Consider the following 13,300-nt stretch of genomic DNA (forward strand, 5'->3'; position numbering starts at 1 on the left):
ACAAAGGAGTGCCATGCAAAAACCTGTGATGGTCTGTCTCGATCTTGAGGGTGTGCTCGTTCCGGAGATCTGGATCAATGTGGCGTTACAGACCGGGATCGAAGAACTGAAGATTACCACGCGTGAGATGCCGGATTACGATGCCTTGATGAAACGTCGGCTCGCCATCCTCCATCAACACAAACTGACGATCGGCGACATCCAGCGCGTCATCGACAACATGGGGCCGCTGGAAGGCGCGACAGCCTTTGTCGGCTGGCTGCGCGAGCGATGCCAGGTCATTATCCTGTCGGACACGTTCTATGAATTTGCCTCTCCGTTGATGCGGCAACTCGGTTTTCCGACGATCTTTTGCAATCAACTCGAACTAGATGCGGCCGGAAACATCGTCGCGCACCATATGCGTTTGCAGAATCAGAAGAAACATTCTGTCGCCGCCTTTCAGGCGTTGAATTTCCATGTCATGGCTGCAGGCGACGCCTACAACGACACCGCCATGCTGGGAGAGGCTGATGCCGGTTTTTTCTTTCGTCCGCCTGACCATCTGCCCAAAGAATTCCCTCAGTTTCCCGTGACGCAGACCTATGACGAGCTGCGGAACGCCTTTCAACGTGCCGGAAGTTTAAGACCATAATTCAGTCGAAACGTCTTCATCTTCTGCGCGGCGCATGACGAACTGCGTCCTGTCCTGCACTCTGCCTCGCTGGATGAGCCAATAGGGCGGTCCTCCGACGTTTGAAACGAAGAAGCCCTGCAGGGGATCACCCTGCAGGGCTTCTTCTTGGTCAGCGCGAGAGATCTTCCCGTCTGACCCTTTTGATCAGCTCACGGCAACTAGAAGTTCATCCAGAGCTGTGCATAGGCCCACGATTGATCGTTGGCCTTGCCCAGGTTTTCTGCGATGTATCCTCCTGCCCACAGGTGGCCATAGGTGGCCTGAAACGCCACTTTGCCGTCCATGAACATATGGGTCCAGGTCAGGTCCAATTCGTCACCGATGTGCTTCTTCGTATTGCCAGCCTTGGACCACACATAGACGCCCTGTGCTCCGCGGTACCAGTTGTCACGAGCGCTGGCCAAATTCAGGTTCGTGTACCACACTTCGATATGGTCGTCCTTGGTCGGACGGGCTTGGAAGTTGGCCGATGGGCTCAACATGTTTTTCCAGGCCTGAACGTCCATGTACCCCATATGGATGTGGTTGGTCGGGAACATGTTCTCGAACGTATTTGCCGTGCTGCAGTTTCCATTCGTGGTGGTCACGTTACAATTTGCCCGGCCATCGCCAGAGGCATAGTCGAAGTTAAACGCGATTCTCGGTTTCCAGGATGACTGGTAGTGGGTGTAGCCGATCCAGTTTCTGGTCGCCCACGCATTGATGTGCAGGTTCTTTTGCGCTCCATAGCCGTTCTGAAGTGCATTGGTGCCGCCGGCATCGCCCATGGCACCGAATTGCCAGACGATTTCGTTGATCGCATCGAAGTTGCCTTTGCGCATTTCAATGCGGTTACCGATGTTGTGGCGGGTCTGGTTCGAGTGTTTGGGAGTACCCAGCCCTTGGGCTCTAAAATCGCCCGAACCGTAGTTGTTCTTGTAATAGATGTAGTAGGGTTCAATCAAAAAGCCGGGAACCGACTTGATCTGGTTATAGAAGATGATCATGTCGGCATCGCGATTCGCGTCATTGCCCGTGGCTCCGTTAGCGACCACGTTGCCGGCAATATTGGGACCTCCCGATCCTACCGGCGCTGCCTGGTTTAGATCGCTTTCTGAGTTGCGGAACCAGCCAACGTACGAATCAAAGGATTTCGTGCTGTACTGCAGCATGATACCGTCATGGCTGTACCCGGTATTCGCCCAGTCGAAGTGACCCAGCATAGAGTGATTACCAAACACCACATACTGACGGCCGGCCTTCACGCTGAACCCCTGAATACCGGCAAAATTTCGGATCAACATGTAGGCAGCCCGAACGCCTAACCGGCAGGCACCTGTCGCCGTGGCCGAACAGTTGTGGTTCAACGGGTCACCGCCGTTTCCAGCGTTGACGGCCGTTCCGTTACCACCCCAGGTCGCTGAATCGATGATTTCCATATAGAAGTTCACATCGGGAGAGAGATCGTATCCGAGACCGAGGCGCACCCACTGCTGCACGTAAAAATCGTTGGCCTTGCCCCGGACGCCGTTCGGAGTCGTACCGTTATTGGGACCGTTACAAGCGCCAGTTGTCCCGATCGTATTGCCGAAGCAGACGTTGTTTCGCATTTCTGGTCTGACACGAACATCCGCTCGCATCCAGAAATTTTTGAGATCGAAGTTCTTCCCGATGCGGGGATCGTACAGCTCGTACGCTTCCTTTTGCGGAATCGCGCGGGGAATGGCGGGGACGTTGGTAATTTTCTCCCCTTCCGGCAACTCGAACGCCGCTTGCGCGGGAGTCGCTGTGAACGACAGGCCCGCGGTCATGGCGGCCGCACTGAAGAAGGCGGCCACACCGGCCCACCCTGTTCGACCTAACAATCTTCTCATAACGTTCCTCCTGTAATTGGATGGCAGCCTCCACCTCGACCATTAGGTGTTGCACTGCCGACTCGACATCCAACTGCCCCTACGTTGACAAGTTCCCTCGACCGGGAACTCGTCATGAGAAAGGTTGTGCCCACCCCTTTCTCATTTACGTTCTGTCGTTATGGTTGCGTTCGATCGTCTTTCTCACCCACCCTGCTGCCTTGTTATTGGACCAGTCGAAAGGTGGTCACCCCCTTCCCCTAGAATAGACCAGGGATATTCACTTTCTCGGTTTCAAACTTGGGTCGAAGACGACCCATTCTGCTTTTCACTTGGATTGGTGGCTGTATTGATCTCCTCTTCGGCTTCCTTCATGGAAGCCTGGAAATCCTGTTCAACCATTTTGACCTCCTGCTGAATCATGTTCAGCTCCGGTTCAACCGATTTACGGAGGTCTTCCGCTGTCTCCTTGAACCCCTTGACCGCTTTGCCGACCTGCCGGCCGACTTCAGGCAACTGCTTGGGGCCGAACAGCAAAAAGGCGATCACTAAAATAATGAGGATTTCGCCGGCACCAAGTCCGAACATGTTCCATACCCGGCCATGAGTGACGGGTTCCGCTCGTTCGAGTTAGACGACGTCGGTCCTTCCACATCACTCATCGCAGTGTTGTTACCCTTGCTTGATCTGTTGTCCTTGCTGAACTGGAGCCCCTGTCGATGGATTCGACTGAGGCTGAGAGACTTGAGGTTGCGGCCCCGGCGGCGGCGCATCGGCCGGCGGGGGTGTGACATCAATGGCATCCGCTTCATTGACGCTTTTTTTGAATCCTTTGATGGCTTTCCCGAGCCCTTCACCCAACTGAGGGATCTTGCCGGCGCCGAAAATGATCAAGACAATGATCAGGATCAGCAACAGCTCCATCCATCCAAACGACCCGAACATCGCGGCCTAATCCTTCTGGGTATACACCCTTTTCTTCCCTGAACCTACCAAAGAGGGGAAAACCCCCGCGAACGGGGCAGAGGCTATAGCAGAATCACAGATTAGTCAAGTCTAATTTCAGTCAGGAGGTGAACGCGGCGAGCGATCTCGGATACGTTTTTGCTTATGGGAGAATCATCATATGAAAGTAGTCCACGGGACCGGGGGGAGCGGTCAGGGCAATGAAAAAGGACTGGGGATCGTATCCCACCTCCTCTAAATCATGCGAACAGGCAGTCAGTTCCTCTTCGGTGACATAGGCAACGGCGTCCGGAATGCCGGATGGCTTCAGATCTCGTGAGAGGGCCTGAAGGTGTTCCCGCTCTTCGGACGGCGTATCGGGGCGAATTGGAAAATCGATCTCCTTGGCATACGGGCTCTCATAGGCCTTGTTCAATGCACGAATCGTCTGGAGTAACAAGCGGTCTTGCTCCCATGGCCGCATCTTCTGGCCCGCGGCCGGATGAGTCGCCAAGAGATCCATGACTGTCATGACATTGGTGTTCAGACTTTTTCCGACGAATTCCCGCTGACTCTCGATGGAGATGGGGCCAGTGTGCAGTTGACGGGCTACGGCTTCGACCAATGCAAAATTCACCATAAAACTTTGCTGGCCCCCGAACTGACCTGAACAGGGCTTGTCTGGATCATTCAGCACCTTGAGATCAGAGGTTCCGGCATCAAGAGCGCTGAATCCTGCCGCATCGGCGGCAAGAACTCGCTTGGCCTCCTTGACGGTCGCGAACGCTCCCAGATTGATCGGCACGACCACCTGTTCATCGATGCGTCGGAGAAACTCGGTAATCGTCTTCCGATATGGGACGTCTTTCCAATCCACAGTCCGATATTCGCGTTCCCACACGAGATCCTCAAAAAATGGCGGGAATCTCTTCAAGACCTCGAAGTCTCCTGCGTCAAAGGCCCTGACGAAACCGGCCCAATCCGTGATCTTGGCGTGAAGGATCTCACTGAGGTTCGGCCGGAGAAATTCCTCTTCGATCTCCCCGCCTTGCCGCGACATCAATCTGGTCGGCAAATCGTTCCAGAGCTCGTTGCACAAAATGCGATCGACTGTGCCGTCAGCGATACCATCAAGCCGATCGACGGTCGTGCAGAGCGGACCAATCCGATCACGATGAGACTCCAATTCCGGCACACGCATGGCAGCATCAAGCACCCCTTGTTCCCAATCCACCAAGATGTACTTCACGCGAGGATAGACCGTTCCCTCACGGTCGAGGGTCTTGAGATGGCTGAGAAAACATGCGGCAAGATTTCCATTTCCACAGCCTAGCTCGAGGACTGTCAGCGGCGACTGAGGATCGAGCGTCGATGAGCGTCCTGGCAAATTTCGAGATTGAGATGTTCTGGCGCGTTTAATCACGGCCTCATAATAATCGGCCGCCAACGCATGTCCGAGTCGATAATCGGCGGAGGCGAAAGTCTGATAAAAGCTGCGGACTTGATCGCCACGGAAGCGATAAAATAACTTATTGATGTGGACCTGCCATTGATCCACTGACTTATAGTCGCCTATTAGCTGGGGCAGGGCATCAGCATCTTGTAGCATGCGCGGCATACTCCATTAACGAGAAGAAAGAAACTCGGGCAGAATAGTAACAGATGGTTCAAAATGCTGGCAACCGGACTCGCTCTGCCCAGAGGCGGTCAGGAAACAATATCGACGGATCGATGCATCATAGAGCTGAGAGCCAACGCTAATCCAGGACACTTTCTTGACAGGGTTCATATCGGGGTGTAGGAACACGATTATGCGGTTATCGGCCTATATGTTCGGCGTTTTTCTTGAGTTTTCCTTGCTTGGTGCGCCTGGGATACCGCTGGCGGACGATCTGCCAATCATGAAGAATCCGTCTATTCCAGACTTTCAGAACCGTCAGCAGGACCTCAAACCCTATGATTTCGATGCTCCGCCCGAAGGCATGTTTCGCTTTATCACCACCGCCGAAGGATTCGAAGAGGAATTGAGTTATCGCCGCACACACGAAATCGTACCCGTGAATGTCACCGATCGCTTTCGCTCCGATACAGCCGGCATCTTCATCGTGTTCCAGCTACACCAACATTACCAAGCGTTTCAGGTGTTCGGCCTCTGTTTCCCCGAGTCAGTCACCGGGTTGAATCCTCAAGCCGTGATCAGTCAGGACGCGATGTACATCGCCTTAGAGGACGAGTCAGGCTACCTGAAACTCTCACCGCCTCCTGACGGATGGGGTCCCGGAAATTACCGAGTCGAAATTCATGCAGGTGAACAGGTTAATGAAATGAGCTTGATGGGAACGATGCGCTTTACCGTTTTGCCTGCGGCACCTTCCTCGTAATTCTGCGCGTCTGGTCCCGCAGAAAGGGCCGTCTGAGGTGTATCGCCTCGGCCTGTCAAAAAGGAGAGCGGTTTGACCGTTGTTCCGCCCTTCGGTACAATGCCACGCATGATTCTCAGCGTGCTTGTGTCTTTCCACACCGCCAACACTTGATGGCCAACCTGGCTTCTCCATGGCTTTCGGTTCTCATTCCCGTCAAGGATGAGCGCGACAATCTGAATGCACTGGCAGATCGGATTCTCAAAGTCCTTCGAGCGCGCGATGAGTCGAACGCGGCACCGTTTGAGATTCTGTTCGTCGACGACGGCAGCAGTGACGGCAGCAGCGACATTCTGGATACGCTCGCATCGGAACATCCCGAGATCAGGGTTCTGCACTTCGATCGGAATTACGGGCTGGGCTCGGCCTATGACGCCGGGTTCAAATATAGCCGCGGCGCCTTGGTCGTGACCATGGACGGCGACCTGCAAAACGATCCGAGTGACATCGTCACGTTGCTTCCCCATACAGAACGCTTCGACCTGGTCTGCGGATGGCGGGTCGATCGGCATGACAATTTTACGCGCAAATTGTCTTCACGGATCGCGAATCTCGTCCGGAGCGCTGTCACCGGAGACAACATTCACGATACCGGCTGTGCGTTGCGCATCTTTCGCCGCTCCGTGCTTGACCGTCTTCAAATGTTTGAAGGCCTTCACCGCTTTTTCCCCGCACTTGCCTTGATGCACGGCTTCACCGTGACCGAAGTGCCGGTTCGCCACCATCCTCGCATCCATGGATACGCGAAGTTCGGCGTCGGCAACCGGATGTTCAAAGGGTTGTACGATTTGATCGCCGTCCGGTGGATGCAATCACGCGTGTTGCGCTATCATGTGCGGACTTCTAGGCGCGACGCCTAATCACCAACATCGGGCGGAGGTAGCCAGTCGATGTCGAACGCAGAAACCGTGTGGATTGCCGTGGGATTTCTCGGGCAGGGGCTGTTCTTCGGCCGCTGGCTCATTCAATGGATCGCCTCCGAGCGCACGGCAAAGAGCCAGGTCCCAATCGCGTTCTGGTATATGAGCTTGATCGGAGGATTGATTACGCTGGCCTATGCGATCTACCGGAGAGACCCCGTATTCATCGCCGGGCAAAGCGTAGGAGCCATCGTGTATGTCCGCAATCTCATGCTCATCAGGCGTTCGGGCCCTGACCCCTCTTCCGAAACCCTCTCCTCCTTCGGAAAGTCCTAACGGTTACACATCAGCCAACGCATCATCGAAAGTGTGTGTATGTTTACCCGCAAACATGTCTTGAACCTCTCGGTGCTTCTCCTTCTAAGCGGTCTCTTTCTGTTCGTCGGCCTTGGATCCATGGGACTGACGGACCGGGACGAAGGGCGGAACGCAGAAGCCGGACGGGAGATGCTGGAAACCGGGGATTGGGTCACGCCGACGTTTAATTACGAACCGCGTTTCTACAAGCCGGCGCTGGTGTACTGGCTTATGAGCGGTTCATACCACCTGTTTGGCGTCAATGAATTCGCCGCGAGGTTCCCCTCGGCGTTGTTTGGAACAGCGCTCATTTTGATACAGTACTGCTTCCTCGCCGGATGGCGGGACGAACGGATCGGATTGTTCGGCGCACTGATGCTTTTGCTGAACATCGAGATCATCGGCCTCAGTCGCATGGCTCTCACCGACAGTGTGTTGGTTTTTTTCACCACAGTGGCGCAGCTCGGATTTTTGGCCGGCCTGCACGGTCAAGGGCGAGCCCGTCATTGGATCTGGACGTTTTATGTCGGCATGGCGTTGGCGACCCTGGCCAAAGGTCCGGTCGGCTTCATCGTTCCCCTCATCACCATGAGTCTCTATCTTTCCGCAACGAAACGATGGCGACAATATTGGCAAGAGGGGGTTCCATTGCTGGGCACTGTGCTGTTCGTGGCCTGTGCGCTTCCCTGGTATGGGACGATGTTCTCGATCCATGGCTCAAGTTATGTCGCCATCGCGAAGGCGCAGACGGTCGGCCGGTTCCTGTCACCAATGGAAGGACATGGGTTTGGTTTGCTGTTCTATGTTCCCGTCTTACTGCTTGGATTTTTCCCCTGGAGCGGGTTGCTTCCAATGGCCCTCTATCACACATTCCGCACATGGCGTGCGGCGCGTAGGGGTCTTTTTCCCGCTTCTCCATCAGTTGCCTCCTACGAACTGGAACTCTATGCGGCTCTTTGGCTGATCGGCGGGTTCATGTTCTTTACCATTTCATCGACCAGGCTCCAGCATTACATCGCTCCGTTGTTTCCGGCGGCGGCAATCTTGACGGCAATCTATTGGGAGAGAGGTTTGATTGAACCTGCACTGAAGGGGCTGCGCGCGTCGATTCATCTGATGATAGGTTTGGGGCTTCTGCTGGCGCTGGGATTCTCCGCTGTGCCCTGGATCTACTCACGCTTTCTCGGCAAGATGTTGAAGGAATTCCCAGCCGCTGCACTACTCGATCCGAGCGCGCCGGAGGCAGGCCCGTATGCCGCGGCCATGGTCCTGCTGGTCGGAATGGCTTTGGTTGCTTATTTCGGTTTATCCGAGGAACGCCGTGCCGGTGCTTTTTGGGCAGCGGGAGGCTCTCTGGCTCTTGTTGGATTGATAGCCATTCAACTCACGTTTCCCATGCTGAACCGCTATTTCATAGCCCCTCCGCAAGAGCTCGCCTATGCCGCCGGTGTGAACCTCCGTCGCGAGGACCGCTTCATTGTCTATGGTTCGACAAGACCTTCGACGGTATTTTATGCCAAACGCAAAGCCATCTTCGTCCCCTCGGGTGAAGAAGACAAGATCACGACGACCCTCGCCCAACCGGGTGTGACGATGATGCTGCTACCAGAAACCTATGCCTCCAAACTTCCGGCCGAGGCAGGACAGCTCGTTCCCATTTTGAAACGATATGGATTCTTGCTGCTATCAAACCAATCGATGGTGACCATCCCGGAAGGCAGCCCTAACACTCCTGCGCCACGCCCACTCGGACACTAGCTGCTATATCAGAGGCAACGCGCCTCTAAACTGAATGCTCGTCAGGAGCGCTACCAACACGAATAGCGAGAACGCAGCCTCTCCGGCAACAGAAGCTACATCTCCTTGTGGACTATCAAGCGGCGCCTGATGCGCATAGCTCTGGAACCAGTGCGCGAGATAGGCGCTTGCGGTCGCTATGGCAATCATGATGGAGCCGCTCACCATCCCGAGTCCAATTACGGTCAGTCCGCGCACGAGCGACAATGCCGTGACTTGATCCGTCTGTCTCTTCGATATGGACGCGCCCAGTACCACGGCCAAGCCCAGCGCGGCCAGGACAGTGCCGGTAAAGATAAGCGCGTGGGCCGTCCACTCGTCCGCCGGTTGACGGCAGAGCACCCAAAGGGAGGCACTGAAGCCTGTTACGACTATCGCCGCTCTTGTGAGTGCCGACTCCAACGATTTTCCCCATTCTTTCCAGTGATTTCCCACCAACGAGCCCGTGAGATACCCAATGATCGCACCCCCGACCGTATCGGTCAGAAAATGCGAGCCTCGCAGAATACGACTGGCAGCAATTGCACCGGCAAACGCAAACAACAGCCAACGCACTTTGGGAAATCGCAATGCAAGGACGGTCACCACACCGAACGACGCCGTGGCATGACCGGAGGGAAATGAATCCCAGCCGCTGCCGCCTCCGGGGGACAGTTCCAGATTCCCGGCATGCATGAACTTGGGACGGGCTCTTCCAATTGCATGCTTCAGCGCATTGCTGATCAGAGCGGCGATTCCATGGGCAAGAAGGCTCTGCCATCCCGCAACTTTCCATATTGGGCTGTTTCGCAGATACCCGACCGCCAGGACCATCAGACTCAACAGGACCAACCACTCGCCCTTGCCGAGAAGATCTCCGCTATCGCTGAACCGCGACAACCAGGGATTCGGGAGATAGCCGACGGGATGATAGAGGCTCCGCACAAACTTCGTGAGAGGAACATCCCACTCGAATAGGCACAAGAAGGAAAGGGTGCATGCCACGCCCGCACACATCAGAGCAGCGATCCGCCATGTGCGATGTGTGACCTGCGCCGTACGGTCGCCCGTGGCCACTCGCCGCCGTCCTATGGAACCCAATCGGCGAGGAATACATTGAACTCACCCGGATGCTTGGCGCCTCGGTCAGAGACCCAGACGAGGCGTCGACCGTCCGGCGAAAACATCGGGAAGCTGTTGAACTGTCCGTCGAACGTTACGCGCTCAAGTCCGGCTCCGTCGTCGCCAACCAGATAGAGATGGAATGTTGGTCTCTCCCCCTCCGCTCTCGTCTCGACGTTTGAGGAAAACATGATCCGTTTTCCATCCGGATGAAAATAGGGAGCGAAATTCGAAGCGCCATTGGCGGTCACCTGCCGGCGGCCGCTGCCGTCGGAGTTCATGACAAAAATCTCCAGCTGACCAGGCTCGACCAGCCGCTGTTTGAGCAGCGATTGGTACTTTTCGACCTCAGTTTGATCGGTCGGATGGGACGCACGATACACGATGCGCTTGCTGTCAGGAGAAAAGAACGCCCCGCCGTCATATCCGATATCGTCGGTCAGACGTCTGACTTTCGTTCCATCCAGATTCATGGCGTAGAGATCGAGATCCCCATCTTTAACCGACGTCCAGACGATCGTCTTTCCATCCGGGGAAATGGTGGCTTCTGCATCGTACCCGGGCGTCGTGGTCAGGCGCTGCATCTCCTGGCCATCGATTCGCACGGCATAGAGATCATAGTCGTCCAGCGCCCAGCGATAGGCCCCGTCCCGTTTCGGTTTGGGAGGGCAATTGGGCCCCGACGCATGGGTTGAGGAATACAGAACACGGCGATTGCCGGGGAAAAAGTATCCACATGTTGTGGCACCCGAGCCCGTGCTCACCAGGCGAATGGTCTCACTTTCGAGATCCATGATGTACATCTGATAGCATTCCAGTCCCTCGTTAGCGGTTTTGAGCGTGGCCGCAAACGAGTCCTGCATCCAATTGTTCGTGGACTGGAAGATAAGCTTCGTCCCATCGAAGGAAAAATAGGCTTCGGCATTTTTGCGGCCAAAGGTGAGCTGACGGATATTCTTGAAGTGCCGCTCTTCCCCAGAACCTTGGAAAGCCGACGGCTTGGCTAGAGGGCTCTCTGTCCATGTGAATTGGCTCCACATGCACATCATCCCCAACATTGCCAGGACATACTTACCTTTCGACTTTCGAGCCTTCAACCGTCACCTCCGTGTGATTACCGGAATCCGTCCATTCGCCACGAACGGCAGGGATGCCGTCTTGAAACACGACATAACTGTTCCACCCGTAAAAAAAGAGCAACCGGGAAACTCTTTGTACCGCCTGGACGCTCATACCGTAAAACAGGCTCACCACACTACCCGGTCGATCATGACGATGGCAACTCACCAATACCGACGCCCCCGCTCCCTCGAAGGACTTCCCTCCTACGGTAAATCCGTCCTTTCGAAACAGAGCACGATTACCGCATGAACCGGCTGTCGCCGCTTGAATGTCCTGCCAGGAATCAGCGTTTCCCAATATCAATACCGAACCTTCAGGAGGCAATTGAAAGGACCCGGTGGGGAAGGAGATGACAGCCCTCTCCGTTTCCGGCTTAGCGGCATCCTGTGCCTCAAGCCGAGCTGCGAGTTCTCGAAAAACACCGGGTGCAGTTGTTTGGCCGGACGATGGCACGATAACGGACCGGCGAATGTCCGTCACGTAGTGGTTCAAGACCGGAGGCATATCTTTGCGGGGCACACGACGCATGAGCTGCCAGTTAGGATCGATGGTGACCCGCATCGGACGTGAGGGCAAGGCTTCGGCCTCGATGGGATGCTCGTCCGGCAAACGGCCGGAGATCAACCGGCTTTCGCCGCTGGCCATGTCGACTCCGAGTTGAATGGGAGCGATGAATGTCCGATCGGTCTGTTCAAGGTCGACGGTCAGTCGATACGAATCCCGTGCCTCTACCCCAATTTGGTGAACGACCGCTCGCCTCACGGTTGGAACGGGAGCCCCCGTGCGATCGATCCACTGCGCAAAAAACCAGCGTAGGTCCCTTCCGCTCGTTTCAGTAAAGACGCGCTCGAGATCGCTCCACTCAGCGTAACGTCCCTGATAGCGGGCTATCAGCCGCCTGATAGAAGACCAGAATAATTCGTCGCCGACCTCCTGGCGGAGGAGATGAAACACCATCGCAGCTTTCTGATACCCAATCGCGTTGTCGCGTTCATCATGCTTGAGTACGAACTGGGCAATAGGATAGTCCCTGTCTTCACGCACCTGGAGGTTATACGCCTGGATAAACTGTCGTCGTTGATCGCGGGCCTTCGAGGCATCCCCGGAAATCTCATTCCAGTAATAATTCGACAGGTATGTGGTTAATCCCTCGACCCAGTTCCCGCGATCGGCGTGATTTAACACCGAGTTTCCAATCCACGAGTGGACGATCTCGTGGCCGAGCGCATAGGGTTGGATGTAACGTCGCTTGATGCTTCCGCTGCCAAGCAGCGTAAAGGATGGCATACCGAGGCCGCTGGCAAAAAAATTCTCGACCACACCGAACGTGTCAAAGGGATAGGGGCCCAGCAGACGAATGTACTCCTCGAGATATCGGGCCGTCGCATCCAGATATTCGTCGGCCAAGTGCGCATCTTCCTCGAAAAGATAGGTCGCGAGTTCAATCGATTGTCCGCTGCGGGCATTCCAATTCCGAGTCTTCGTCACGAATGTATTGGCAACCAGCGTCAACGCCTCAGTCGGTCCGATATGATTCCATGCCGTCAGAGACCAGCCGTCTTCCCGACAGCGATCAATGGGACAGGGGCCTCGCGACGCCACTCTGCTTTGTGTAACGGCGGTCCATGGCTCGGGGAGCGCCACTTGTAGGTCATAGGAGCTCAATGATTCCGGAAGGTCCGGATACCATTGACTTTCACTACTGAGATAGATGCCTTCTGGTCCAATATGACCGCTCGTTTCGCTGGGCGTAACAAACCGGAGATGGCGAGGTTCTTTTGGAGGATCCTCAATTGTGCCGTGAAATGAGACCACAAGGCTGGCCGTTCCAGACATCAGATCGTCAGACGCAATGATGATGTTCTGGATTGGATGCGGTGATGCGACACGTTCCGTTTCGAACGGTATTTCCCGCACGGCTTGTTCAGCCTGACGGCCTTCTCTAATAGCCAGACGATCAACCGTGAGGGTTGGGGCCAGTGCCAGTCGTATGGGTTGATGATCCGGCGAACGCTCGATGGTAATCCGATCGCGGGCGATCAGCGTGTGCCGAGCGGGATCTATTTCAACAAACAGCTCGTGATGACGAATGGTAGAAGCTGAGGTACAATCGAAGCTGCTGACGATTGCGACGACATTGACGAGCGTGAGGACAAAAAGCTTTCCTCCACATCTGTCTGCTTGCATTGA

12 protein-coding genes are annotated in these 13,300 nt (G+C 55.3%); 5 read left to right on the forward strand and 7 right to left on the reverse strand.

The genetic code is table 11. The features are described from left to right. The first annotated feature begins 13 nt into the window (after window positions 1-13). Complete coding sequence (thrH, locus tag W02_RS10190) at window positions 14-634, forward strand: bifunctional phosphoserine phosphatase/homoserine phosphotransferase ThrH (RefSeq protein WP_173047332.1); 621 nt, start codon at window positions 14-16, stop codon at window positions 632-634. A 200-nt stretch (window positions 635-834) separates the two neighbouring features. On the opposite strand, the gene W02_RS10195 is transcribed toward thrH, so the two are convergent. The 4 genes from W02_RS10195 to W02_RS10210 all read right to left on the reverse strand — a co-directional run bounded on the left by W02_RS10195 (window position 835) and on the right by W02_RS10210 (window position 5,062). Continuing rightward, window positions 835-2,529, reverse strand: coding sequence for an alginate export family protein (locus tag W02_RS10195; protein WP_173047334.1), 1,695 nt, complete (start codon window positions 2,527-2,529; stop codon window positions 835-837). 273 nt (window positions 2,530-2,802) lie between these two features. Then, entirely contained in the window at window positions 2,803-3,096 is a 294-nt protein-coding gene (locus W02_RS10200; protein ID WP_173047336.1) for a twin-arginine translocase TatA/TatE family subunit, read from the reverse strand. Window positions 3,097-3,180: 84 nt separating this feature from the next. Then, complete coding sequence (tatA, locus tag W02_RS21575; RefSeq protein ID WP_173047338.1) at window positions 3,181-3,453, reverse strand: twin-arginine translocase TatA/TatE family subunit; 273 nt, start codon at window positions 3,451-3,453, stop codon at window positions 3,181-3,183. A 163-nt stretch (window positions 3,454-3,616) separates the two neighbouring features. Then, window positions 3,617-5,062, reverse strand: coding sequence for a class I SAM-dependent methyltransferase (locus tag W02_RS10210; protein ID WP_232068709.1), 1,446 nt, complete (start codon window positions 5,060-5,062; stop codon window positions 3,617-3,619). Window positions 5,063-5,264: 202 nt separating this feature from the next. On the opposite strand from W02_RS10210, the gene W02_RS10215 reads away from it, so the two are divergent. The 4 genes from W02_RS10215 to W02_RS10230 all read left to right on the forward strand — a co-directional run bounded on the left by W02_RS10215 (window position 5,265) and on the right by W02_RS10230 (window position 8,848). Further along, complete coding sequence (locus W02_RS10215; RefSeq protein WP_173047342.1) at window positions 5,265-5,834, forward strand: hypothetical protein; 570 nt, start codon at window positions 5,265-5,267, stop codon at window positions 5,832-5,834. Window positions 5,835-5,986: 152 nt separating this feature from the next. Next, window positions 5,987-6,733, forward strand: a complete 747-nt coding sequence (locus W02_RS10220; RefSeq protein WP_173047344.1) for a glycosyltransferase family 2 protein — start codon at window positions 5,987-5,989, stop codon at window positions 6,731-6,733. A gap of 30 nt (window positions 6,734-6,763) precedes the next feature. Next, entirely contained in the window at window positions 6,764-7,069 is a 306-nt protein-coding gene (locus tag W02_RS10225; RefSeq protein WP_173047345.1) for a lipid-A-disaccharide synthase N-terminal domain-containing protein, read from the forward strand. A gap of 39 nt (window positions 7,070-7,108) precedes the next feature. Beyond that, entirely contained in the window at window positions 7,109-8,848 is a 1,740-nt protein-coding gene (locus W02_RS10230) for a glycosyltransferase family 39 protein (protein ID WP_173047347.1), read from the forward strand. Window positions 8,849-8,851: 3 nt separating this feature from the next. Here the strand turns inward: W02_RS10230 and W02_RS10235 are convergent, their stop codons facing one another. From W02_RS10235 to W02_RS10245, 3 genes are read right to left on the reverse strand one after another with little or no spacing between them, the layout of a single operon-like run. Further along, complete coding sequence (locus W02_RS10235) at window positions 8,852-9,943, reverse strand: phosphatase PAP2 family protein (protein ID WP_173047349.1); 1,092 nt, start codon at window positions 9,941-9,943, stop codon at window positions 8,852-8,854. Window positions 9,944-9,954: 11 nt separating this feature from the next. Beyond that, complete coding sequence (locus W02_RS10240) at window positions 9,955-11,028, reverse strand: PD40 domain-containing protein (RefSeq protein WP_173047351.1); 1,074 nt, start codon at window positions 11,026-11,028, stop codon at window positions 9,955-9,957. Between the two features lie 31 nt (window positions 11,029-11,059). Further along, window positions 11,060-13,297, reverse strand: a complete 2,238-nt coding sequence (locus tag W02_RS10245) for a M1 family metallopeptidase (RefSeq protein WP_173047353.1) — start codon at window positions 13,295-13,297, stop codon at window positions 11,060-11,062. Window positions 13,298-13,300 lie beyond the last annotated feature (3 nt).

The sequence above is a fragment of the Nitrospira sp. KM1 genome (assembly GCF_011405515.1).
Lineage (GTDB): Bacteria > Nitrospirota > Nitrospiria > Nitrospirales > Nitrospiraceae > Nitrospira_C.

Bases quoted from the DNA above. Each gene is read 5' to 3' on its own strand.
- W02_RS10210 (WP_232068709.1), bottom strand. From the start codon at position 5,062: ATGCTACAAGATGCTGATGCCCTGCCCCAGCTAATAGGCGACTATAAG.
- W02_RS10215 (WP_173047342.1), top strand. From the start codon at position 5,265: ATGCGGTTATCGGCCTATATGTTCGGCGTTTTTCTTGAGTTTTCCTTG.
- thrH (WP_173047332.1), top strand. From the start codon at position 14: ATGCAAAAACCTGTGATGGTCTGTCTCGATCTTGAGGGTGTGCTCGTT.
- tatA (WP_173047338.1), bottom strand. From the start codon at position 3,453: ATGTTCGGGTCGTTTGGATGGATGGAGCTGTTGCTGATCCTGATCATT.
- W02_RS10220 (WP_173047344.1), top strand. From the start codon at position 5,987: ATGGCCAACCTGGCTTCTCCATGGCTTTCGGTTCTCATTCCCGTCAAG.
- W02_RS10225 (WP_173047345.1), top strand. From the start codon at position 6,764: ATGTCGAACGCAGAAACCGTGTGGATTGCCGTGGGATTTCTCGGGCAG.
- W02_RS10200 (WP_173047336.1), bottom strand. From the start codon at position 3,096: ATGTTCGGACTTGGTGCCGGCGAAATCCTCATTATTTTAGTGATCGCC.
- W02_RS10195 (WP_173047334.1), bottom strand. From the start codon at position 2,529: ATGAGAAGATTGTTAGGTCGAACAGGGTGGGCCGGTGTGGCCGCCTTC.
- W02_RS10245 (WP_173047353.1), bottom strand. From the start codon at position 13,297: ATGCAAGCAGACAGATGTGGAGGAAAGCTTTTTGTCCTCACGCTCGTC.
- W02_RS10240 (WP_173047351.1), bottom strand. From the start codon at position 11,028: ATGTGGAGCCAATTCACATGGACAGAGAGCCCTCTAGCCAAGCCGTCG.
- W02_RS10230 (WP_173047347.1), top strand. From the start codon at position 7,109: ATGTTTACCCGCAAACATGTCTTGAACCTCTCGGTGCTTCTCCTTCTA.